Source organism: Streptomyces otsuchiensis (assembly GCF_004305975.1).
Classification (GTDB): domain Bacteria; phylum Actinomycetota; class Actinomycetes; order Streptomycetales; family Streptomycetaceae; genus Streptomyces; species Streptomyces otsuchiensis.
On record NZ_BHZI01000071.1, the window covers coordinates 1 to 21,980 of the forward strand.

A 21,980-nucleotide genomic window follows, 5' to 3' on the forward strand; every position below is an offset into this window, starting at 1 on the left:
GCGATGGAGTTCCCGGCGGGGGCACTGCCCCCGTTGAGGCCGTCGTCCCCGTTCAGGGTGGCGTTGCAGGCGGTCAGTCCCACGGTCAGCGCGGCAACCGCCAGTACGCTCGAACCGGTGATCGTCGCTCGGCGCAGCACCCGGTCCGCCTCCCTTGCTCGGTCTGGTTAGACGGGGGAGTCTACTGCGCGACCGGCGGTGGTTCGTCTGACCCGTGGCGCGCCGGTACGCGGGTGATACACGGCGGGGACGTGACGGGGACACAGCCGGCGGCGGGCGGGCAGAGCGCAAGGGCACGGCCGGGTGGGGGCTTGGGGCGGTCGCGGCGGTTACGGCCAGACCAGGCAGTACGGCTGGTGGCCGGCCTCGTGCAGCCGCCGTGAGAAGTCCTGCCACTCGTTCAGCAGGCGGTAGACGCCGAAGGCGTCGCTCGGTCCGCTGCGGCCGGGGACGGTGGACCAGATGAACGCGGCCGCGCCGACCGTCTCCTCGCCGACGCCGCGCAGCGGGTCGACGACCGTGGTGGGCAGCTTGACGACGGCGTAGTCCGGATGGAGCACCACGAGCTCCAGCGGCGGAACGCGGTGCAGGGGTATGCCCTCGATGCCGGTGAGCACCATGGCGGCCATGGTCTCGGGCTTGATGCTGGTGAACATGCCCTGGCCCAGCTCGTCACCGCCGAGCTCCTCGGGGCGCATGGAGACGGGGACCCGGGCGGCGGTGGCTCCGTTGGGCGCACCGAAGTACTTGTAGGTCACGTCCATGCGTCCGGCGCGCCCCCCGTCCGGGACGCGGTGCTCGACCGGAGGCTGTTGCTGCTGCCGGCGTCTGCGCCGATGCCTGCCGCGGGCAGGGGTGTGGGGCACCTCCGGTCCGAGATCCCCGGTACCCTCGCCCAGTCCGCCACCGCCGCGCTGCATGTCACCGCCCGATCTCGCCGCGACCGCCGCCGCGTAAACCCGATCATCGTCTCTGAGGCCTCCCCCCGCCGAGCGGCCATGAAACGCCCGGAGGCACAGCGGAACAGGCCTGATGTCACCATGGTCGCGTGACCTACTCCTACGATGCTCCAGTCTCGCAGACGCTCTTCGACCGTGCGGCGGTTGTCACGCCGGGGGGCGTGAACTCTCCGGTGCGCGCCTTCCGGGCCGTGGGCGGAACGCCCCGGTTCATGGTGTCCGGTACCGGTCCCTACCTCACCGACGCCGACGGCCGTGAGTACGTCGACCTGGTGTGCTCCTGGGGTCCGATGATCCTGGGCCACGCCCATCCCGCCGTCACGGAGGCCGTGCTGGGCGCCGTGGCGCGCGGCACCTCCTTCGGCACGCCCGGCCAGGGGGAGGTCGAACTCGCCGAGGAGATCGTGGCGAGGATCACCCCCGTCGACCAGGTTCGGCTGGTTTCCTCCGGCACCGAGGCGACCATGTCGGCGATCCGCCTGGCGCGCGGCTTCACCGGCCGCGCCAAGGTCGTCAAGTTCGCCGGCTGCTACCACGGCCATGTGGACGCGCTGCTGGCCTCCGCCGGTTCCGGCGTCGCGACCTTCGGTCTTCCCGACACCCCCGGCGTCACCGGTGCCCAGGCGGGCGAGACGGTGGTGCTGCCCTACAACGACCTGGACGCCGTCCGGGCCGCGTTCGAGGCGCACCCCGGTGAGATCGCCTGCGTCATCACCGAGGCGTCGCCCGGCAACATGGGCGTGGTCCCGCCCCGCGAGGGGTTCAACGCCGGGCTGCGCGAGCTGTGCCACCGGCACGGCGCGCTCTTCGTCTCCGACGAGGTGATGACCGGCTTCCGCGTCAGCCGCGAGGGCTGGTACGGCATCGACGGCGTCGCCCCCGACCTGATGACCTTCGGCAAGGTCATGGGCGGTGGCTTCCCCGCCGCCGCCTTCGGCGGTCGCGCCGACGTGATGGGCCGACTGGCGCCCGCCGGCCCCGTCTACCAGGCCGGCACGCTCTCCGGTAACCCGGTCGCCACCGCCGCCGGCGTCGCCCAGCTGCGGCTCCTCGACGACGCCGCCTACGCGGCCGTCGACGCCGCGTCGCGGCAGGTCCGCTCCCTGGTCACCGAGGCGCTCTCCCGCGAGGGCGTCGCCCACCGGCTCCAGACGGCCGGGAACATGTTCTCCGTCTTCTTCACCGACCGCGAGGTCACCGACTACGAGGGCGCCCGCGCGCAGGAGGCGTTCCGCTTCACCGCGTTCTTCCACTCGATGCTGGAGCAGGGCGTCTACCTGCCGCCGTCCGCCTTCGAGTCGTGGTTCGTCTCGGCGTCCCACGACGACCGGGCGATCGAGCGCGTGGCCGCCGCACTGCCGGCCGCCGCCCGCGCGGCGGCACAGGCACACGACGAGAGCGCCGTGTGACGCGGCCCGGCGCCGTAACCACCGACGGCGGCGCGGCCGCCAACCAGAGAGGGCACAGATGACCGGCAGCGCGGACAGCGACAGAGACGACAAGCGGGCCAAGAGCACGGACCCCCCCACGCCCGGCGGCGCCGCGGTGCGGGCGGCCGAGGAGGCGGCGGAGCGCGCGCCCGAGAGGGCGGCGCGGAAGGCGGCCACGGCCGAGAAGACCGTCGTCCATGTGCTGCGCCACGGCGAGGTCCACAACCCCGGGGGACTGCTCTACGGCAGGCTCCCGGGCTACCACCTTTCCGAGCTGGGCCGGGAGATGGCCGAGGTGGTCGGCGAGCACCTCGCGGGCCGGGACATCACCCATGTGGTGGCGTCGCCGCTGGAACGGGCGCAGGAGACCGCCGAGCCGACAGCCCGAGTGCGGGGCGTCGAGATCGCCACCGACCGCCGGCTGATCGAGGCGGCCAACGTCTTCGAGGGCAAGGCCTTCGGCGTCGGTGACGGCGCGATGTCCCGTCCCGGCAACTGGAAGCACCTCTACAACCCGCTGCGGCCCTCGTGGGGCGAGCCGTACGTCGACCAGGTGGTCCGGATGCGTGGCGCGATCGACGCCGCCCGGGACGCCGCGCGCGGCCACGAGGCGGTCTGCGTCAGCCACCAGCTGCCGATCTGGATACTCCGCAGCCACGTCGAGCGACGCCGGCTGTGGCACGACCCGCGCAAGCGGCAGTGCACGCTCGCCTCGCTCACCAGCTTCACCTACCTCGGTGACGAGATCATCTCGGTCGGCTACAGCGAACCGGCGATCGAGCTGGTACCCGCACATCTGCGCGCCGGTGGGGCGCGCGGCGCGGGCGCCTGACCTCCCGGGTGGGCGGCGGTCCCGTCCGCCGCCCACGGCGACCGGGTGCCGACCAGCTCTGACCAGCCTTTCCGGTCTGCTTATGCGTTCCTTACATTCCGGACAAGGGGGGCGCGGAAGATCGCCCCGAGGTGCATGGGAAACTTTTCACATGATCCAGAGTCCCGCTCCACGAGGCCGTGGCGCACGCCGCCGTTCCCTGCTGGCAGCCACCGGGTTCGCGCTCTCCGCGCTGGTCCTGACGGCGTGCGCGCAGCCGGAATCCGGCGCAGAGGGCGGCTCCGACGGCAGCAGCTACGTCGAGGGCAGCGGGATGGTCACCGAGGTACCGCCCGAGGACCGGCTGCCCGCACCGGACCTCACCGGCATCACCACCCACGACGAGCCGATCGCGCTCTCCGACTACGCCGGCCAGGTCGTGGTCCTCAACGTCTGGGGCTCCTGGTGCGCGCCCTGCCGCGCCGAGGCCCCCAACCTCGCCAAGCTCGCCGAGGAGACCGCCGACCAGGACGTGCAGTTCGTCGGGATCAACGTCCGCGACCACGACGCGGCCAACGCCCGCTCCTTCGACCGCGGTTTCGGGATCGACTACCCCAGCTTCTTCGACCCCAAGGGCCGGCTGATCCTGGAGTTCCCCGCCAACACCCTCTCCCCGCAGGGCATCCCCTCCACCCTCGTCCTGGACCGCGAGGGCCGGATCGCGGTGCGCGCCGTCAAGGCGCTCACCGAGGAGGAGCTGCGCTCGATGATCGAGCCGATCGTCGCCGAGGGGACGGCCGGCGAAGAGGCTGACCCCGAGGGTGACGCGCCCGACGCCGACGCCGACGCCGACGCGGGTGACGCCGACGGTGACGCGCCCGACGCCGACTCCGACGCCGGTGCGCCTGCCGAAGGCGCGACGGACGACGACTGATGCAGCTCCTCGCGGCGGTGACCGACACCAACCAGACCGTGCTCAGCGGCGCCCTGCTGCTGGCGCTGCCGGTGGCGATGCTCGGTGGACTGGTCTCGTTCTTCTCGCCGTGCGTGCTGCCGCTGGTGCCCGGTTACCTCTCCTACGTCACCGGCGTCGGCGGCGCCGACCTCGCCGACGCCCGGCGCGGCCGCATGCTGCTGGGCTCCGTGCTCTTCGTGCTCGGGTTCTCCGCCGTCTTCGTCTCCGGCGGTGCCCTCTTCGGAGGCTTCGGATACGTCCTGCAGGAGCACCGCGAGGTGCTGACCCGGGTCTTCGGCTCGCTGATCATCGTGCTCGGGCTCGTCTTCATGGGGCTGATCCCGCGCCTGGGCCAGCGGGAGTTCCGCTTCCACACCCGCCCCGCGCTCGGCCTCGCCGGAGCGCCACTGCTGGGCGTGGTGTTCGGCATCGGCTGGACGCCGTGCATCGGCCCGACGCTGGCCGCCGTCAACTTCCTCGCCTTCCAGGAGGCGACCGCCGCGCGCGGCGCGGTGCTGATGGTGGCGTACTGCCTGGGGCTGGGGCTGCCCTTCATCGTCGCGGCGCTGGCGTTTCGGCGGACGCTGGGCGCCTTCGCCTGGGTGAAGCGGCACTACCAGTGGGTCATCCGCATCGGTGGCGGCATGATGATCGCGACCGGCCTGTTGCTGGTGACCGGCCTGTGGGACCGGATCGTCTACGAACTGCTGGTCTGGTCCGCGGGCTTCACGGTGTGGATCTGAGCCGATGACAGCGGATGACAGCAGCGCACGCACCCGGCCCGCACCCCACGGTGGCCGACCCGAACCGCGAACGAGCGATAGTGACCCCCGATGAGTGAGCAGAGCGAGACCACGAAGGCCGAGGACGCCACCCGGCTGTCCACCGCGCCCCGCACCGACGAGGAGCGCGAGGCGGCCGGGCGCGCGAGCGACCCGGCCGGCGCCGGCTCCTTCGGCGGCACCCGGCAACCGGGCTTCGGCGGCGGCCTCGCCTGGACCGTGCGCGAGAGCGTCGGCTGGGGCCGGTGGTTCTGGCGGCAGCTGACCTCGATGCGGGTCGCGCTGATCCTGCTGTTCCTGCTGGCGCTCGCCACCATCCCCGGCTCGCTGGTGCCGCAGGAGGACCGCAGCCCCATCGCCACGGCCGAGTTCCGGGCCAACAACGAGTCGCTGGCGGCCGTCTACGACCGGCTCCAGCTCTTCGACGTCTACTCCTCGGTCTGGTTCTCGGCGATCTACCTGCTGCTGTTCGCCTCACTGATCGGCTGCATCGTGCCGCGCAGCTGGCAGTTCGTCGGGCAGCTGCGCGGGCGGCCCCCGCGCGCCCCGCGCCGGCTGACCCGGATGCCCGCCTACACCACCTGGCGCACCGAGGCCGAGCCCCGCGAGGCCCTGGAGGCGGCGCGCGGCCTGCTGCGCCGCAAGCGGTTCCGGGTGGACGGCTCGGGCGTCCCCGCCGAGGGCGACGCCGCGGCCGGGGGATCGGTCGCGGCCGAGAAGGGCTATCTGCGGGAGGCCGGCAACCTGGTCTTCCACGTGGCGCTGATCGTGATGCTGATCGCCTTCGCGCTCGGCTCGCTCTACCGCTCCGAGGGCGGCAAGCTGGTCACCGTCGGCGGCGGTTTCACCAACACGCTGACCCAGTACGACGACTTCTCCTCCGGCACCCTCTTCGAGGTCGACGACCTGGAGCGGTTCACCTTCGACCTCAACGACTTCCACGCCGACTTCGTCCGCGAGGGTCCCGACGTCGGCTCCGCCCGCGACTTCCGCGCCGACATCACCTACTGGCGGGACGGCGACACCGAGGGCACCGACACCTCGGTGGAGGTCAACCACCCGGTGAACATCGGATCGGCCAAGGTCTACCTGCTGGGCCACGGGTTCGCCCCGCGCGTCACCGTCACCGACGGCCAGGGCGAGGTCGCCTTCAGCGGCCCGGTGCCGTTCATCCCCCAGGACCAGGCGCTGACCTCCACCGGCGTGGTCAAGGTCACCGACTACCTGGACGCGGACGGTGAGCGCGACCAGATGGCGTTCCAGGGCTTCTTCAGCCCCACCTTCGCCCTCACCGACGACCGGGGCCCGCACTCGACCTTCCCGGCGCCGGACTTCCCCGTCCTGACGCTCAACGCCTACCACGGCAACCTCGGCCTGGACTCCGGCATCCCGCAGAACGTCTACCAGCTCGACGCCCGGCTGATGGAGCAGCTCGTCGACGAGGACGACGAGCCGCTGCGCGTCAACCTGCTGCCCGGCGAGGACTGGGAACTGCCCGACGGGCGCGGCACCCTCACCTTCGAGGGCTACGACCGCTGGGTGACGTTCCAGATCTCCACCTCGGCCGCCAACGGCTGGGCGCTCACCGGCGCCGTCGCGGCTGTGCTCGGACTGGCCGCCTCCCTGATGATCCAGCGCCGCCGCGTGTGGGTGCGGGCCGTCGCCGAGCCGGACGGGCTGACCCGGATCGAGATGGCCTCCCTGGGCCGCTCGGAGTCGGCGCGTATCCCGGAGGAGCTGGCCGAACTGGCCCACGCGCTCCAGCCGGTCGCGCCGATGGTCCGGGACGACGACGGTTCCGGTGGCTCTGACGGTTCAGGAGGCTCCGACAGCTCCGACAGCTCCGACAGCTCCGACGGTCCTGACAGCTCCGATGACGACGATGACGCCGCCGGTTCCGGCGGCGCCGACACCGATGGTCCCGACGGGACCGGGAGAGACGCTGCCGACGACAGCGGGGCCGCCAACGGCTCCGGCGCCCCCGACAGCCCCAGCAAGAACGTGAAGGAGTAGTTCCGTGACGCTTGCCGCCGACGCAGAGCTCGCCGATTTCGGCAAGCTCATGATCTACACCGCGATGTTCGTCTACGCCTTGGCGTTCGTCGCGTACATCGCCGAGTGGATCTTCGGCAGCCGCAGCAAGGTGGCCCGCACCGCTGCCGCCCTGACCGCCGACGGCGGGGACGGCGCCGGGGGCGACCCGGACGCGGGGAAGGCGGCCGGTCCGGCCGTCACCGTCCGCAAGGGCGGCTCCACCGAGGTGCTCGACCGCCCGAAGGTCGTGACCCGCTCCTCCACCCCGGCGCGCGACAGCGTGCCCGACGGCCCCGGCGCGGCCGGCGGCGACGGGCAGGGCGACCTCTTCGGCCGCGTCGCGATCTCGCTGACCGTGCTGGCGTTCCTGCTGCACCTCGGCGGTGTGGTGGTCCGCGCGGTCGCCGTCGGGCGGGCGCCGTGGGCCAACATGTACGAGTTCTCCACCGCCTTCTCGGCGGTCGCGGTCGCCGGCTTCCTCGGCTTCCTGGTGGCCCGGAAGAACGTCCGCTGGCTGGGCCTGCCGCTGGTGACCACCGTCCTGCTGGACCTGGGCCTGGCCGTCACCGTGCTGCACACCGAGACGGACCAGCTGCCGCCGCCGCTGCGCTCGGTGTGGCTGTGGATCCACGTCGGGCTGGCGATCATCTGCGGTGCCATGTTCTACCTGGGCATGGTGGCGACCGTCGCGTTCCTCTTCCGGGACCGGTACGAGGCCAAGCTCGCCTCCGGCGGCACCCCGGGCCGGTTCGCCTCCTCGGTGCTGGAGCGGATGCCGTCCTCGGTCACCCTGGACAAGTTCGCCTACCGGATCAACGCGGCCGTCTTCCCGCTGTGGACGTTCACCATCATCGCGGGCGCGATCTGGGCCGAGAACGCCTGGGGACGGTACTGGGGCTGGGACCCCAAGGAGGTCTGGTCCCTGATCACCTGGCTCGGCTACGCCGCCTACCTGCACGCGCGGGCCACCGCCGGCTGGCGTGGGCGCAAGGCCGCCTACCTGGCCATCGCTGCGTTCGTCTGCTTCCTCATCAACTACTACGGCGTCAACCTCTTCGTCGACGGCCTGCACTCCTACGCGGGCGTCTGACGGGCGAGCGGGCCGCCGCACGAGCCCGCCGCACGAGCGCGCCGCACACGACGGAGCCGCCCACCCCTTCCGGAAGGGGTGGGCGGCTCCGTCGTGTGCGCTGTGAGCGCTTCCCGGGCGTGTCGCCGGGGTGGTCAGCCCTTGGCGGGCGGCTTGCCGCCGGCCGGGCCGTTGCCGCCGTCGGAGTCGTCCTCGTCGCGCAGCTCGCTCTCCCGGCGCCGCAGGTCTTCCTCCCAGTTCTCCAGGAGCTCCTTGTCGCGTTCGTTCTCCTCGCGCTGCTGCTCGTGGTTGATCGAGCGCAGGAAGTCCGGGTTGTCGTCCGGAGCCACCCAGCCGCCACCGGCGACGCCGCCCCGCGCGCTCGGGGCGCGGGGGAGGGACCGCTTGCGGCCGATGAAGATCCAGGCGAGCGGTCCGATGATCCACGCGAACACGATGAGAAGCAGCCACACCAGCTTGGGCAGGTGCTTGACTTCGTCGTCCTTGGTGCTGATGCAGTCCACGAGGGCGTAGATGGCCAGCGCGATCGGCACCAGAAACATCAGTACCTTGAGCATGATCGTCCCCCGGGATGAGCGAGGCGTAACCGGGCCGTGTGCTGGCCCCCTGACAAGGCCAGGGTAATGCGTCCGGGATACTGAGTCGCATGGCATACGACGACCTCCGCGCGCTGCTGCGCGCTCTGGAGCGGGACGGGGACCTCAAACGGATCACCGCGGAGGTCGATCCGCATCTGGAAGTGGGCGAGATCACTGACCGGGTGAACAAGGCCGGCGGTCCCGCGCTGCTCTTCGAGAACGTCAAGGGCTCGCCGCTGCCCCTGGCGATGAACGTCTTCGGCACCGACCGGCGGCTGCTGAAGTCGCTCGGTCTCTCCTCCTACGCCGACATCGGCGACAAGATCGGCGGACTGCTCAAGCCGGAGCTGCCGCAGGGCTTCGTCGGGATGCGTGAGGCGCTCGGCAAGCTGGGCTCGGTCAGCCACCTGCCGCCGAAGAAGGTCAAGAGCGGCCCGGTCCAGGAAGTCGTCATGCGCGGCGAGGACGTGGACCTGGACGCGCTGCCGGCGCTGTTCACCTGGCCGGAGGACGGCGGCTCCTTCTTCAACCTGGGGCTCACCCACACCAAGGACCCCGAGAGCGGGGTGCGCAACCTCGGCCTCTACCGGCTCCAGCGCCACGACCGCCGCACCATCGGCATGCACTGGCAGATCCACAAGGACAGCCGCAACCACTACCAGGTCGCCGCCCGGCGTGGGGAGCGGCTGCCGGTCGCCATCGCCTTCGGCTGCCCGCCCGCCGTGACGTACGCCTCGACCGCCCCGCTGCCCGGCGACATCGACGAGTACCTCTTCGCCGGGTTCCTCGCAGGCAAGCGGGTGGAGATGGTCGACTGCCAGACGGTGCCGCTCCAGGTCCCGGCCAACGCCGAGGTCGTGCTGGAGGGCTGGCTGGAGCCCGGGGAGATGCTGCCCGAGGGCCCGTTCGGCGACCACACCGGCTTCTACACGCCGCAGGAGCCGTTCCCCGCGCTCACCATCGACTGTGTGACCACGCGCAAGCGTCCGCTGTTCCAGTCGATCGTGGTCGGCCGTCCGCCGACGGAGGACGGCCCGCTGGGCCGTGCCACGGAGCGGTTCTTCCTCCCGCTTCTCAAGATCATCATCCCGGACATCGTGGACTACCACCTGCCCGAGGCCGGCGGCTTCCACAACTGCGCGATCATCTCGATCGACAAGAAGTACCCCAAGCACGCGCAGAAGGTGATGTCGGCGGTCTGGGGCGCCCACATGATGTCGCTGACCAAGCTGATCATCGTCGTCGACGCCGACTGCGACGTCCACGACCTGCACGAGGTGGCCTGGCGGGCGCTGGGCAACACCGACTACGCCCGCGACCTGCTGCTCACCGAGGGCCCGGTGGACCACCTGGACCACGCCTCCTACCAGCAGTTCTGGGGCGGCAAGGCCGGGATCGACGCCACCGCCAAACTGCCCGAGGAGGGCTACACCCGCGACGGCGGCTGGCCCGCGATGGTCGTCTCCGACCCGGCCACGGCGGAGAAGGTCACCAGCCGATGGAAGGAATACGGCCTGTGAGCCCGGCGGCCACCGGCCGCCCCGCCGCCACCGACGGCACCCCCGCGGGCAGCGGCGGACGGGCACGGGCGTTCCTGCGGCTGGTGATGATCGAGCACTCGGTCTTCGCGCTGCCGTTCGCCTACATCGCGGCCCTCACCGCGATGTTCCTCGACGACGGCACCGTCCACTGGCTGACGCTGCTGATCGTCACCGTCGCCATGGTGGCGATGCGGACCTTCGCGATGGCCGCCAACCGGATCATCGACCGGGAGATCGACGCGCGTAACCCGCGCACCGCCTCCCGGGAACTGGTCACCGGCGCCGTCTCGGTCCGCACCGCCTGGACCGGCGCGCTGATCGCGCTGGCCGTCTTCCTGGCCGCCGCCGCGCTGCTCAACCCGCTGTGTCTGATGCTGGCACCGCTCGCCGTCGTGCCGATGGTCGTCTACCCCTACGGCAAGCGGTTCACCGACTACCCGCACGCCATCCTCGGCCTGGCCCAGGCGATCGGGCCGATCGGTGCCTGGATCGCGGTGACCGGCAGCTGGTCGTGGGAGGCCGTCGTCCTCGGCCTGGCGGTCGGCGTCTGGATCGGCGGGTTCGACCTGATCTTCGCCTGCCAGGACGTCGCCGCCGACCGTGCGGAGGGCGTGCGGTCGGTCCCGGCCCGCTTCTCCATCGCCGCCGCGCTCCACGGCGCGCGCGCCTGCCACGTACTCACGCTGGCGCTGCTGGCGTGGTTCGCGGTGCTGAGCGACGCCGGGGTGCTGTTCTGGACCGGGCTGGCCGTGGTGGCGGCGGCGTTCGCGTACGAGCACTCGATCGTCCGGCCCGGGGACCTCTCGCGGCTCAACCGGGCGTTCTTCACGGTCAACGGGTTCGTCGGGATCAGCCTCTTCGTCTTCGCGCTGGCCGACCTGGTGGTCCGGGGTCTGACGGCCTGACGCCTGACGCCTGACGCCTGACGTTTCGCCCCCCCGCCGTGCCCGGTCAGCGGGTGTCCCGTTCCCGTTCCCGTTCCTGCTCGGTCAGGTCGTCGGCCCGCTCCGGCTCCTCGGCGGAGGACCCGTCACTCGGCATCGGCTCGTCACTCGGCATCGGCGTGGAGCCGTCCTCGGGAGCCAGGGACCGGCTCGGGCCGGTGTCCGGGGACGGGGCGGGGTCGGGAACCCCGGACGGTGACGGCGTCTGCGCGGGCACGACCGGCGTGACCGGCTCCGCCCCGACCGGGGTGAGCCCGACGGCCACCGCCACCAGCACCACGACCGCGGTGGACACCCCAGCCACCGCCGTCGCCCGGCGGCGCCTGCGGAGGCGCCGGCCCCCGGCGATCGCCGCGCCGGTCACATCACGCATGGGCGGCTCGGCCGCCACCGTCACGATGGCCTCGAACGCTCCGCGCATCTCCTCGGCGCCCGGATCGGTTCCGTCCCCCTGGTCCATGGTCCGCGTCATCTCCCGCTCACCTCGACGGTCTCCTGTTCGACCAGCCGGCGCAGCTGGGCGAGGCCCCGCGCGGTCTGGCTCTTGACGGTGCCCGTCGTCACCCGCAGAGCACGTGCGGTCTCCTCCACGCTCCAGTCCTCCCAGAACCGCAGCACCAGCACCGCCCGGTAGCGCGGCGGCAGCCGCATCAGCGCGGCTTGGAGCACCAGCCGCAGCTCCGGCGTGGGGCCCTGGCCGCCAGGGGGTTCCGGCACTTCCTCCACCGCCTCCACCAGCCATCCGCGGCGACGGTACTGGTCGATGAACGTACGGGTCAGGATGGTGCGCGCGTAGGCCTCCACATTGCCGTCCCGCCGCACCCGGCCCCACGCCGCGTACAGCTTCATCAGCGTCGTCTGGGTCAGGTCCTGCGCCTCGTGCCAGTCGCCGCACAGCAGGTAGGCGCTGCGCCGCAGATGCCGTTGCCGCGCCTCGGCGAACTCCCGGAACTCGCGTTCCCGGGTTGCTTCCCTCACCCGCCGACCTTTCGCCTCACCTGACGGTTCTCCCCCTGACGCATACGGCGCCGGGCGCCGGGAGGTTGCACGGGACGGCAGTGAGATTGTCCGGCGCCCGCCGACGCAACCGGCAGGGCGCGCTCCCCGTACTCCGTCTGTGCAGACCACCGGCCCCGATACGCGCGGAGCCGCCGCATCGGCCGGAAGCAGCCTCTCGACCACGGAGTTGACGACATGACGCGACGCGACGTGCGCGGAATCATGCTGGGAGCGGCCGGTACGGTCCTGGCGACGGCGGCCCTGGCCACCGTCGTGAACCTCGCCCACTCGGCCGAGCCCGGGCCGGCGGTGGCGGAGCCGGCCGAGTACTCGCCCGCGCCGGCGGGGGCGGGCGAGCCGGGCCCGGCGGGAGCGGAGCCGGAGCCGGCGGAGGAGTCGTCCGCCGCGCCGAGTCTCGGCGCGCGGCCGTCGGAGGAGCAGGTCAACGAGAGCCCGGTCCCGGTCCCGGTTCCGGTTCCGGCGGAGGACGAGGCCGCCGAGTGCGCGCGCCCGGTCCCGGCTCCGTCCGAAGCGGGACCCGGTCCGGCTCCGTCCGACGAGGGGCCGGTGGCGGTGGCCCCGGTGCGATAGGCGCCACCCAGCCTATCCCTTTCCTCTTCGCCGGCGGCACCGAACCGCCGACTGCCGGGCTGCATCCGGGAATCGCGATCGGTGACGGTAATTCGTGCGTATGAGTCGATGCTTTTCACCGTGCGGCGTCGTCCCTTCCGAGGGCGGCGCCGACGGCTTTTCCGGTCCCGGGGTGCGCCCGGAGGGTGCCACCCGTCCGGGCGTACCGTCACCCGTTCGTCCCCGCGTCCGGACGGGTGATGCGCTGGTCCGGTCGGGTGCCCGTGCGGGGGCGGCCGCAGGTCCGTTCCACGCCCGTGGGCGGCGATGGCGCGAGGTGGTGTGCGCCGTCGTGCGCCGGTGTCACCGCCCCACCCGGCCCAGCGGACCCGGGAGCCGCATCGTCACCTTTCGTCCCGTCAGTGGCTTTCGTGAGCCGCTGGGGGGCGCGTGCCGCTGCCGCTCAGATGCTTGTCAGCTGTGTAGAAAGGATGATGGATCAGGCGGCGAAGGGGCTAACCATGCAGGTCATAGGATTTCGGCTTGGTAACAGATCTCCCCGCCGGAGGGTGTTTCTCCAGTGGTTGGACCGGTGACCGGAATTGGTTTCCGCGACGTAAATCGAAGCCGTTTTGAGCGTCTATGAGGAGAAATCCGATGGCCGGTCGAGACCCCGACTTTCCGCTGACTGAAAGTTTCCGCTAGAGGCATTGACTTCCCTCCGTCAGTGTCCGAGGGTGCTCGACATTCGCTGAATACCAGGTCTGGAAGGGGAGAACCTCCGTGGCAGAAAAGCCCCAACGGTCGTTCCTGAAGCGCGCGGCCGTCGCCACGGTCGCCGGAGGCGTCGCGCTGTCGATGACGCTCGCCGACGGCGCGATGGCGCAGGACGGCGGCAAGCACACCCTGATCGTCGGCACATCGGGCCTGAGCAACATTCCGCACCTGAACCCGCTGGACTCCGGCTGGCTGCTCCAGGGCGAGATCAACAACCTGATGTACACGCCGATGATCCGGTGGAGCCAGGACGACTTCTCGCCCGCTCCCGGCATCGCGCAGGAATGGGAGTCCTCCGAGGACGGCCTGACCTGGACCTACACGCTGAACCCGGACGCGACCTGGTCCGACGGCGAACCGATCACCGCCGAGGACGCCAAGTTCACGTACGACACGATCCGTGACACGCCGCTCCTCAACAGCCGTCACGGCGACCTGGTGAACAACTTCACCGAGGTCCGCGCGGAGGACGACCACACCCTGGTCATCGAGATCGAGGAACCCTCGGCGATGATGAACCACCTCAAGGGCGTCTCCATCATGATCATGCCGGAGCACGTCTGGGGGGAGCTCGACGACGCGGGCGAGTACGCCGGCGAGGCGGGCCAGCCCACCTCCGGCGCCTTCCAGCTCAGCGAGTACCGCGAGGGCGAGCGGATCGTGCTGACCGCCAACAAGGACTACTGGGAAGGGCCCGTCTCCTACGACGAGTTCGTGCTCCAGGACTACCAGACCCCCGAGGCCATGGTGCAGGCGCTCCAGGCCGGCGAGGTCGACCTCATCGGCGGACTCAACCCGCAGCAGTTCGAGGCGCTGGAAGCCCGCGACGACATCACCACCTCCACCGGCCCCGGCCGGCGGATGCAGTCCATCGGCTTCAACGCCGGCGCCCAGACCCGCGACGGCGAGGAGTTCGGCGACGGGCACCCCGCGCTGAAGGACCCGGTCGTGCGCCGCGCCATCGCCCACGCCATCGACAAGGAGCGCATCGTCGAGGTCGCGGCCGGCGGCTACGCCGTCCCCGGCGTCAGCTACGTCCCGCCGATATTCGGTGACATGTCCTGGGAGCCGGGCGAGGACGAGCTGATCCCCGCCGACGCCGAGATCGGCAACCAGCTGCTCGACGAGGCCGGTTACGACGAGCGCGACTCCGCGGGCATCCGGATCGACCCGGAGAGCGGCCGGCCGCTGGAGTTCCGGCTCTTCTACCACTCCGACCGGCCCTCCTACGCGATCATCCAGGACTTCCTGGTCGACTGGGTCGCCGAGCTGGACATCCGGCTCAACGCCGTCGCGATGGACACCACCCCGCTCAACGAGGAGCAGGAGGCGGGCAACTTCGACCTCGCCTTCGGCACCTGGAGCGCCGGCCCCGAGCCCGGCGAGACCCTGGCCTACCACACCTGCGCCCGGCTCCCCGAGACCGCCGAACCGACCGACCTCACCTTCTCGTTCTACTGCGACGAGGAGTACGACGAGCTGTACGAGGCGCAGGCGGGCGAGGGCGACCTCGAAGCCCGCAGCGAGATCATCCGCGAGATGCAGCGGGTGCTCTACGAGGACACCCCCGCCATCCAGCTCTACTACGAGAACCAGCTGGAGGCGTACAACTCCGAGCGCTGGGGCGGCTTCGAGACCCAGCCCGCCGCCGAGGGCATGATCCGCGAACAGCAGGGCTCCTTCGGCTACCGCAGCGCCACCCCGGTGGAACTGCTGGACGAGAACGGCGGCCAGGCGGCCGGTTCCGGCTCGGACTCCGGCAGCGCCACGCCGTGGATCATCGGCGGTCTGGTGCTGGTCGCGGTCGCCGGTGGCGGCTTCGTCCTGATGCAGCGCCGCAAGACCGCTGACGACCGGGAGTAAGGAACACACGGGACACGATGGGAATCCAGCCCACCGCCCAGGTGCCGGCGCTGCCAGACGGCGGCGCCGGCACCTCCGGCGGCGACGACGTACATCTGCCGCGACAGCAACGCGCTGGCTCGCGCCGCGACTTCTGGCGCTTCCTGGGCGTGAAGTTCTCCGGCGCCATGATCTCGCTGGTCCTGGTGCTGTTCACCGCCTTCTTCATCTTCCGCGTCATCGGCGGCGACCCGGTCAAGGCCATCGGCGGCGACTCCGCGATGACCCCCGAACAGCGTGCCGAGATCGAGGAACGACTCGGTCTCAACGAGCCGATGAGCGTGCAGTTCTGGGAGTACATCCGGTCGGTGCTCACCCTCGACTGGGGCACCTCCTACGTCAACAACCAGCAGGTCACCGACCTGTTGCTGGGCAGGCTTCCCAACACCCTGCTGCTGACCGGCACCGCGCTGGTCCTGGCGGCCACCGTCGGCATCTGGGTCGGCGCCCGCGCCGGCTGGCAGCAGGGCAGCCGCTTCGAGAAGTCCCAGGTCGGCATCTCGCTTGCGCTGTGGTCCGCGCCCACCTTCTGGCTGGGCATGATCGTCATCATCGTCTTCTCGGTGCAGCTCGACCTCTTCCCGGTCAACGGGATGCGCTCCACCCGGGGAGTCGGTGACGGCTTCTGGCCCCAGTTCCTCGACGTGGCACACCATCTGGTGCTGCCCGCGCTGACCATGGCCGCCGTGATCTACGCCCAGTACGTGCTGATCATGCGCTCCTCGATCCTGGAGGAACGCGGCAACGACTACCTCACCGTCGCCAAGGCCAAGGGGCTGCGCGACGACGTCGTCCGCCGCCGTCACGCGGTCCCCAACGCGCTGCTGCCGACCGTCACCCTGATCGCCCTGCAGTTCGGCGCCATCTTCAACGGAGCGCTGCTCACCGAGACGATCTTCAGCTGGCCCGGCCTCGGACTCCTCTTCTACGAGGCGATCCGGGTGCCCGACATCCCGCTGCTGCAACTGCTGTTCATCTTCTTCGCCGGCACCACCATCATCGCCAACATGCTGGCGGACATCCTCTACCGCTTCCTGGACCCGAGAGTGCGGAGTTCCGCATGAGCGCCCCCAGCACCCCCGCGCCGGCCGGGGACACCGACGGGCCCGACACCAGCACGCCACCCGCCGGGGCCCCGCCGGCCGATCCCTCGGGGACGGGCGTGACCCCGCGGCTGGCCTCCGCCCGCGCCGTCGCCTGGGCCCGCCGCCGCAAGGCGTTCGCCGACTTCTGGCGGCAGTACCGCAAGCAGCCCGCCGGACTGGTCGGGCTCGGCGTGCTCGCCTTCATCGCCCTCGCCACCGTGCTGGCGCCGCTCTACACCGACGAGTCGGAGCTGCGGGCCGTCAACGCCCCCGGCGAGCGGCTGGAGTCGCCCAGCGGCACCTTCTGGTTCGGCACCGACGAAGTCGGCCGCTCGATCCTGCTCCAGGTCATCTGGGGCGCCCGCGTATCCCTCCAGATCGGGATCGTCGCCGCCGTGCTGGCCGTCGGACTCGGCACCCTGGTCGGCATGATGGCCGCCCACTACGGCGGCTGGACGTCCTGGCTGCTGATGCGGCTCACCGACTGGTTCATCGTGCTGCCCAGCCTGGTGCTCGCCATCGCGCTGGTCGTCGCGCTGGGCGCCAGCCGGTTCACCATCATCGTCGCCATCGCCCTGACCTCCTGGGCCGGCACCGCGCGGCTGGTACGCGCCCAGACCATGTCCATCGAGGGCCGCCCCTACCTGGAACGCGCCCGCGCGCTGGGCGCCGGGCACTGGCACCAGATGTCGCGGCACGTCCTGCCCAACCTGATGCCGCTCATCCTGGCCAGCGCCACCCTCCAGGTCTCCAGCGCCATCCTCACCGAGGCGTCCCTGTCCTTCCTCGGCCTCGGCGACCCGAGCACCGTCTCCTGGGGCACCATCCTGGAACGGGCGTTCCACGCCGGCGCCATCTCCTACGGCGCCTGGTGGTACATGCTGCCGCCCGGCTTCGCGATCCTCGCCGTCGTCCTCGCCTTCACCCTGTGCGGACGCGCCATGGAGACGGTCCTCAACCCCCGGCTGCGGGGTGCCAAGTGACCACCGGAGCAACGGAGAAGGACGACACGAAGGAAGGGAGCGGCGCCGTGCGACCCACACTCGAGATCGACGACCTGCGGATCACCTACCGCGGCTCACGCGGCGAGATTCCCGCCGTGCGCGGCATCTCCCTCAGCCTCAACCCCGGCGACACCCTCGGCCTGGCCGGCGAGTCCGGCTGCGGGAAGTCCACGGTGGCCGCCGCCGTCCTGCGGCTGCTGCCACCCGGCACCGAGGTCACCGGCCGCATCCTGCTGGACGGCGAGGACATCCTCGCGATGTCCTTCGGCAAGCTCCGGGCGGTCCGCTGGGCCGGCGCCTCCATCGTCTTCCAGGGCGCGATGCACTCCCTCAACCCCGTGCACCGCATCGCCCGGCAGATCGCCGAACCCATCGTCCTGCACGAGGGGATCGGCCGGGAAGCGGCCGAACGCCGCGCCGTCGAGCTGATGTCACAGGTCGGCCTCCCGTCGTGGCGCGCCCAGAGCTACCCGCACGAACTCTCCGGCGGCCAGCGGCAACGCGTCATGATCGCGATGGCGCTGGCCTGCGCCCCGCAGCTGATCATCGCCGACGAGGCGACGACCGCGCTGGACGTGATGATCCAGGCGCAGGTGCTGCGACTGCTCAAACAGCTGGTCTCCGAACGTCACATCGCGCTCGTCATGATCAGCCACGACCTCTCCGTCCTCGCCGACACCTGTGAACGGCTCGCCGTCATGTACGCCGGGCGGCTCGTCGAACACGGCCCCTCCCGCGAGGTGTTCGCCGGCGCGCGGCACCCGTACGCGCAAGCGCTCTCGGCGGCCTTCCCGACCGTCGGGGACCCGGCCGAACGCCGCAACCCGCACGGCCTGGCCGGCGACCCGCCGGACCCGGGCAACCTGCCAAGCGGCTGCTCCTTCCACCCGCGCTGCCCGGTGGTGATGGACGAGTGCTCCACCGCCACCCTCGCGCTGCGCGCCGCCCGGGACGACTGGCAGGCCGCCTGCCTGCGGGTCGACGGCCCCGAGGCCGTCGCCGCACCGACCCTGCTCACCAAGGGGGACGCATGACCACGGACCAGACCGGGCCGGACCAGACCGAGCCGGACCGGACCGGGCCGGACGGGCTGCCGGAGGCGGCGCAGGACGGTGCGGCCGTACCGATGGCGGCCGCACCGGCGGAGCCCGCCCTGGCCGCCCTGGAGCTGACCGTCCGGTTCAACGCCCCCGGAGGCCGCACCGCGCGCGCCGTCGACGGCGTCAACCTCGACCTGCGCCCCGGCGAGATCCTGGCCCTGGCCGGGGAGTCGGGCTGCGGCAAGACCACCGTCGCCCGGACCCTGCTCGGCCTGGAGCGGCCCACCGCGGGCGGGATCACCTTCCAGGGACGGCCGCTGCAGTACGGCACCAAGGCGCTCAAGGCCTACCGCCGCGACGCCCAGCTGGTCCTCCAGGACCCGACCGGCGCCCTCAACCCGCGGCACACCGTGTACGACGCCGTCGCCGAGGGGCTGCGCATCCACGGCATCCACGACAACGAGCGCGACCGCGTAGCCGACGCCCTCTCCCGGGCCGGACTGCGTCCCGCCGAGAAGTTCTTCCTCGCCTACCCGCACGAACTCTCCGGCGGCCAGCGGCAGCGAGTGGTGATCGCCGGGGCGCTGGTGCTCGACCCCAAGATCATCATCGCGGACGAGCCGGTCGCCTCGCTGGACGCCTCCGTCAGGGGCGAGATCCTCGCCCTGCTGATGCGGCTCCGCGACGACCTCGGCCTCTCCGCCGTCGTCGTCACCCACGACCTCGGCCTCGCCTGGAACATCGCGGACCGCATCGCCGTGATGTACCTCGGCCGGATCGTCGAGATCGGCTCGGTCGACGAGATCCTCACCGCCCCCCAGCACCCCTACACCCGGGCCCTGGTGTCCGTGCTGCCCGACAGCCCGGTCGGGGAACCGCAGGTGCTCGCCGGGGAACCGCCGGACGCCACCGACGTCCCCGGCGGATGCCGCTTCCACCCGCGCTGCCCGGCGCTGGCCGGCGGCGAGGCGGAGGCCGCAGGCGTCGCGGACGACTGCCGCCGCACCGAACTGCCGGTGCTGCCACTCGGCCAGGCCGGAACCTCCTGCCACCTGGTGGCAGCCCGCGCCCAGGCGGTCGCCGCCACACCCTGACCCCGCCGTCCGGGGGGACGGCGGGGCACCCGGGCCCGATGCCGTGCCCGGGGCGCCAGGCTCTCGCGCGGGGGCGACGAGGCCCGGCGCGCGCGGCCTCGGAGCTGCGCCGTCACAACGGTTGGCGGACAACTCCGGCCGCCCGGTTGCCCGGTACCCGGTGATGGTGGACAGTGTTCGTCCGCCCGGCCCCGGGCAGCCGGCACCGACCACCGGAACCACCGCCCGGTCCTCCGGGCGCCTTCTCGCCGCGACACGCCATGCGGCGCCCCGGCGCGCCCTCGCGCGTCGCGGAACACGTAACCACCCGTCGGCCGGGGGAGGCCGACCAGCACCAGGGGGTCGTCATGAACGACACGTCGCCCAACCCACCCTCCGCCGCGTCCCGAAGACGCCCACAGCGCGCGCTCTGGCTCCTCACCGCCACGCTCGCCGCCGGGGCTCTCGGCGCGGCCGGATGGTTCACCGTCGGTCCCGGCTCCGGACCCGACGGCCCGGACGGCAGCCACAACCGCATCGCCACGCTGATCAGCACAAGCGCCGAACCCGACCCCGCCTACACGCTCTTCGAGCACCTCGAAGCCGGCGTGGAAATCCAACAGGTCGGCGCCACGCACGTCTTCGGCAACGGCGCCCGGATAACCGTCCATGACGTACGGGAGTTCGAACCCGAACGGGAAGGCATCGCCGAGCACCTGGAAGGACGCGCGGTCCGGGCATCGGTCCGCATGGAGGGCACCGACACCGAAGGCCGCCCGCTGGGCCCGCCACCCACCGCCGTCGCGGCGGGCCACGGACTGCAACTCCTGCAGCCCGTCTACGACTCGGAGGAGGACGTACTGCCCGCCATGAGCCGCAGCGAGGGCGGCATGGCGTTCGACGTCCCCCACGGCGTGGAGTTCATCGTCATCGAGATCTCGATGCGCGACGCGGGCGACACCGAACACGCCCACTGGCGCGTCGACTTCTGACCCCGCAGGAGTAACCCCGCTACAGCCACCGGCCCGTGGCGCACACCCCGCGCCACGGGCCGGTGGTCCGTCGAGACACCGGGACCGTCCATGACTCCCGTTACGCGGCGGTGGGCGCCTGGTCGGTCTCGGCGGACGCCGACGCCGACGCGGGAGCGGACTGAGGGGGCCGTGGCCGCCGGGTCAGCCGGGCGGCTCCGAGCAGCGCGTAGCCGGTGACCACCACGGCGGCGGTGAAGGCGCCCACGGTGAGCAGGAACCCGTCGTCGTCGGGGTCGAGGAAGTCGCTGTAGGACTCGATCCCGGCACCCACCATGAAGGCCAGGTACGCCAGCAGCGGCAGCGTCCAGGTCAGCGGGAACCACCAGCGGGCACGCCGCTGGTTGCGGCCGACGAAGAGCCAGTCGGCGAGGACCGCCAGCGGCGTGACCAGGTGGGTGAAGAGGGCGGAGGTCGTCAGGTAGCCGGTCTCCAGCCCGTCCATCAGGGTGTGCCAGACCACCCCGACCAGCAGCAGCGCCGCCGCCATCGCCCCACGCGCCCAGGGGCTCGGCGGCTCGTGGCGGCGCCGCCCGGTGACGAACGGGTAGGCGGCCAGGCCGAGGAAGAGCAGCCCGGCGACGAAGCTCGCCAGGTGACTCAGGTCCTCCAGCGCGCGCACCGGGTCCCCCATGCGCACGGCGACATCGGTGTAGCCCACGAAGCCGCAGGCCGCGACCACCAGCCGCCAGGCGGTGACCGTCGCCAGCGTGCGGGTCGCCACGCCGCCGGGCGGCGGGCCGGCCGCCCCCGTGCCGCCGCCCACACCCACCGGGACGTCCGCCCGGTCCCCCGCCTCGACCGCCTCGGCGGCCGCCCCCTCGTTCAGTTGTGTCATGCCAGGACACTAGCCCGGGGTACGCCCGGGACGGCCCCGGCCCGGCGCGTACGCCACGACGACGCGGGCCGCGCTCCCTGGCGTCGCCGAGGAGCCGAACCGTTGCGGCCCGGGACCCGCGCGGTACGCCCCGCTGTGGCAGTCTGGGCGCAGGCGGCGGGAGTTGGCGAAGGAGAGACCACATGGTGCACGGTCCGGGACGGGTTCGGCCCCCGGCGCTGGCCGCGCTGGCCGCCACCCTGGCGGTGCTCGCCACCGCCTGCGCCGGCGGCCCCGCCGCCGACCGCGCGGCGAGCGTGGGCGGCCCGGGCCCCTCCGTCTCAGCCGAGCCCGGCGCCGGAGGGGACGACCACGCGGGCGGCGGCGGTCAGCCCGGCGGAACACCGGGGCCGGGCGACCCCGACGACGGCACCGGGAGCGAACCCTCCATTGTCTCTTATACAAATATGACGCTGCCGACGACGCACCCTAGGACGATCTCACTGATCCCGTTGTCTTGTAAAAACAACATACGCACGACTATGCTGGTGGTCAAGA

20 protein-coding genes and 1 pseudogene are annotated in these 21,980 nt (G+C 71.9%); 16 read left to right on the forward strand and 5 right to left on the reverse strand.

Annotation, left to right across the window (positions count from 1 at the left end):
- Nucleotides 1-329: 329 nt before the first annotated feature.
- Nucleotides 330-920: a hypothetical protein gene (locus tag E0D90_RS09195; protein ID WP_130797296.1), complete on the reverse strand. Its 591-nt coding sequence runs from the start codon at nucleotides 918-920 to the stop codon at nucleotides 330-332.
- Between the two features lie 128 nt (nucleotides 921-1,048).
- Here E0D90_RS09195 and hemL point away from each other — a divergent pair, with 128 nt between their 5' ends.
- From hemL to ccsB, 6 genes are all read left to right on the forward strand, one after another.
- Nucleotides 1,049-2,368, forward strand: coding sequence for a glutamate-1-semialdehyde 2,1-aminomutase (gene hemL / locus E0D90_RS09200; RefSeq protein ID WP_130797297.1), 1,320 nt, complete (start codon nucleotides 1,049-1,051; stop codon nucleotides 2,366-2,368).
- Nucleotides 2,369-2,426: 58 nt separating this feature from the next.
- Nucleotides 2,427-3,221 (forward strand): histidine phosphatase family protein, encoded by a 795-nt coding sequence (locus E0D90_RS09205; protein WP_130797298.1) that lies wholly within the window; start codon nucleotides 2,427-2,429, stop codon nucleotides 3,219-3,221.
- Between the two features lie 151 nt (nucleotides 3,222-3,372).
- Nucleotides 3,373-4,134, forward strand: a complete 762-nt coding sequence (locus tag E0D90_RS09210; RefSeq protein ID WP_130797299.1) for a TlpA family protein disulfide reductase — start codon at nucleotides 3,373-3,375, stop codon at nucleotides 4,132-4,134.
- Nucleotides 4,134-4,898, forward strand: coding sequence for a cytochrome c biogenesis CcdA family protein (locus tag E0D90_RS09215; protein WP_103502064.1), 765 nt, complete (start codon nucleotides 4,134-4,136; stop codon nucleotides 4,896-4,898). The genes E0D90_RS09210 and E0D90_RS09215 overlap by 1 nt, the downstream gene beginning before the upstream one ends.
- A gap of 90 nt (nucleotides 4,899-4,988) precedes the next feature.
- On the forward strand, nucleotides 4,989-6,950 hold the full coding sequence (resB, locus tag E0D90_RS09220) for a cytochrome c biogenesis protein ResB (RefSeq protein ID WP_130797300.1): 1,962 nt from the start codon (nucleotides 4,989-4,991) through the stop codon (nucleotides 6,948-6,950).
- Nucleotides 6,951-6,999: 49 nt separating this feature from the next.
- Complete coding sequence (gene ccsB, locus E0D90_RS09225) at nucleotides 7,000-8,061, forward strand: c-type cytochrome biogenesis protein CcsB (RefSeq protein WP_103502071.1); 1,062 nt, start codon at nucleotides 7,000-7,002, stop codon at nucleotides 8,059-8,061.
- Nucleotides 8,062-8,195: 134 nt separating this feature from the next.
- On the opposite strand, the gene E0D90_RS09230 is transcribed toward ccsB, so the two are convergent.
- Entirely contained in the window at nucleotides 8,196-8,618 is a 423-nt protein-coding gene (locus tag E0D90_RS09230) for a PLD nuclease N-terminal domain-containing protein (RefSeq protein ID WP_103502063.1), read from the reverse strand.
- 89 nt (nucleotides 8,619-8,707) lie between these two features.
- On the opposite strand from E0D90_RS09230, the gene E0D90_RS09235 reads away from it, so the two are divergent.
- Both E0D90_RS09235 and mqnP read left to right on the forward strand, forming a co-directional pair.
- Nucleotides 8,708-10,159, forward strand: a complete 1,452-nt coding sequence (locus E0D90_RS09235; RefSeq protein ID WP_103502062.1) for a menaquinone biosynthesis decarboxylase — start codon at nucleotides 8,708-8,710, stop codon at nucleotides 10,157-10,159.
- Nucleotides 10,156-11,085 carry a menaquinone biosynthesis prenyltransferase MqnP gene (gene mqnP / locus E0D90_RS09240; RefSeq protein ID WP_227870093.1) on the forward strand — a complete coding sequence of 310 codons (930 nt, stop codon included), beginning with the start codon at nucleotides 10,156-10,158 and terminating at the stop codon, nucleotides 11,083-11,085. Before E0D90_RS09235 ends, mqnP begins: the two co-directional genes overlap by 4 nt.
- Before the next feature lie 46 nt (nucleotides 11,086-11,131).
- Here mqnP and E0D90_RS09245 read toward each other — a convergent pair whose 3' ends face one another.
- Together E0D90_RS09245 and E0D90_RS09250 are read right to left on the reverse strand one after the other, a co-directional pair.
- Entirely contained in the window at nucleotides 11,132-11,596 is a 465-nt protein-coding gene (locus E0D90_RS09245) for a hypothetical protein (protein ID WP_130797302.1), read from the reverse strand.
- Nucleotides 11,593-12,102, reverse strand: coding sequence for a SigE family RNA polymerase sigma factor (locus E0D90_RS09250; RefSeq protein WP_130797303.1), 510 nt, complete (start codon nucleotides 12,100-12,102; stop codon nucleotides 11,593-11,595). The genes E0D90_RS09245 and E0D90_RS09250 overlap by 4 nt, the downstream gene beginning before the upstream one ends.
- A gap of 216 nt (nucleotides 12,103-12,318) precedes the next feature.
- Here E0D90_RS09250 and E0D90_RS09255 point away from each other — a divergent pair, with 216 nt between their 5' ends.
- From E0D90_RS09255 to E0D90_RS09285, 7 genes are all read left to right on the forward strand, one after another.
- Nucleotides 12,319-12,714 carry a hypothetical protein gene (locus E0D90_RS09255; protein WP_130797304.1) on the forward strand — a complete coding sequence of 132 codons (396 nt, stop codon included), beginning with the start codon at nucleotides 12,319-12,321 and terminating at the stop codon, nucleotides 12,712-12,714.
- A 762-nt stretch (nucleotides 12,715-13,476) separates the two neighbouring features.
- Nucleotides 13,477-15,333, forward strand: coding sequence for an ABC transporter substrate-binding protein (locus E0D90_RS09260; RefSeq protein WP_130797305.1), 1,857 nt, complete (start codon nucleotides 13,477-13,479; stop codon nucleotides 15,331-15,333).
- 17 nt (nucleotides 15,334-15,350) lie between these two features.
- Entirely contained in the window at nucleotides 15,351-16,436 is a 1,086-nt protein-coding gene (locus E0D90_RS09265; RefSeq protein WP_130797306.1) for an ABC transporter permease, read from the forward strand.
- Nucleotides 16,433-17,440 carry an ABC transporter permease gene (locus E0D90_RS09270; RefSeq protein ID WP_130797307.1) on the forward strand — a complete coding sequence of 336 codons (1,008 nt, stop codon included), beginning with the start codon at nucleotides 16,433-16,435 and terminating at the stop codon, nucleotides 17,438-17,440. Before E0D90_RS09265 ends, E0D90_RS09270 begins: the two co-directional genes overlap by 4 nt.
- Before the next feature lie 47 nt (nucleotides 17,441-17,487).
- Nucleotides 17,488-18,495: an ABC transporter ATP-binding protein gene (locus E0D90_RS09275; RefSeq protein ID WP_307721136.1), complete on the forward strand. Its 1,008-nt coding sequence runs from the start codon at nucleotides 17,488-17,490 to the stop codon at nucleotides 18,493-18,495.
- Nucleotides 18,496-18,587: 92 nt separating this feature from the next.
- The gene (locus E0D90_RS09280; protein WP_130797311.1) at nucleotides 18,588-19,595 is read left to right on the forward strand and encodes an ABC transporter ATP-binding protein; all 1,008 of its coding nucleotides are present in this window, start codon (nucleotides 18,588-18,590) and stop codon (nucleotides 19,593-19,595) included.
- A gap of 347 nt (nucleotides 19,596-19,942) precedes the next feature.
- Complete coding sequence (locus E0D90_RS09285; RefSeq protein ID WP_130797309.1) at nucleotides 19,943-20,566, forward strand: hypothetical protein; 624 nt, start codon at nucleotides 19,943-19,945, stop codon at nucleotides 20,564-20,566.
- Nucleotides 20,567-20,666: 100 nt separating this feature from the next.
- On the opposite strand, the gene E0D90_RS09290 is transcribed toward E0D90_RS09285, so the two are convergent.
- Nucleotides 20,667-21,443 carry a hypothetical protein gene (locus E0D90_RS09290; protein WP_130797310.1) on the reverse strand — a complete coding sequence of 259 codons (777 nt, stop codon included), beginning with the start codon at nucleotides 21,441-21,443 and terminating at the stop codon, nucleotides 20,667-20,669.
- A 182-nt stretch (nucleotides 21,444-21,625) separates the two neighbouring features.
- On the opposite strand from E0D90_RS09290, the pseudogene E0D90_RS27735 reads away from it, so the two are divergent.
- Nucleotides 21,626-21,980 (forward strand): annotated as a pseudogene (locus tag E0D90_RS27735) (hypothetical protein); the annotation flags it as partial.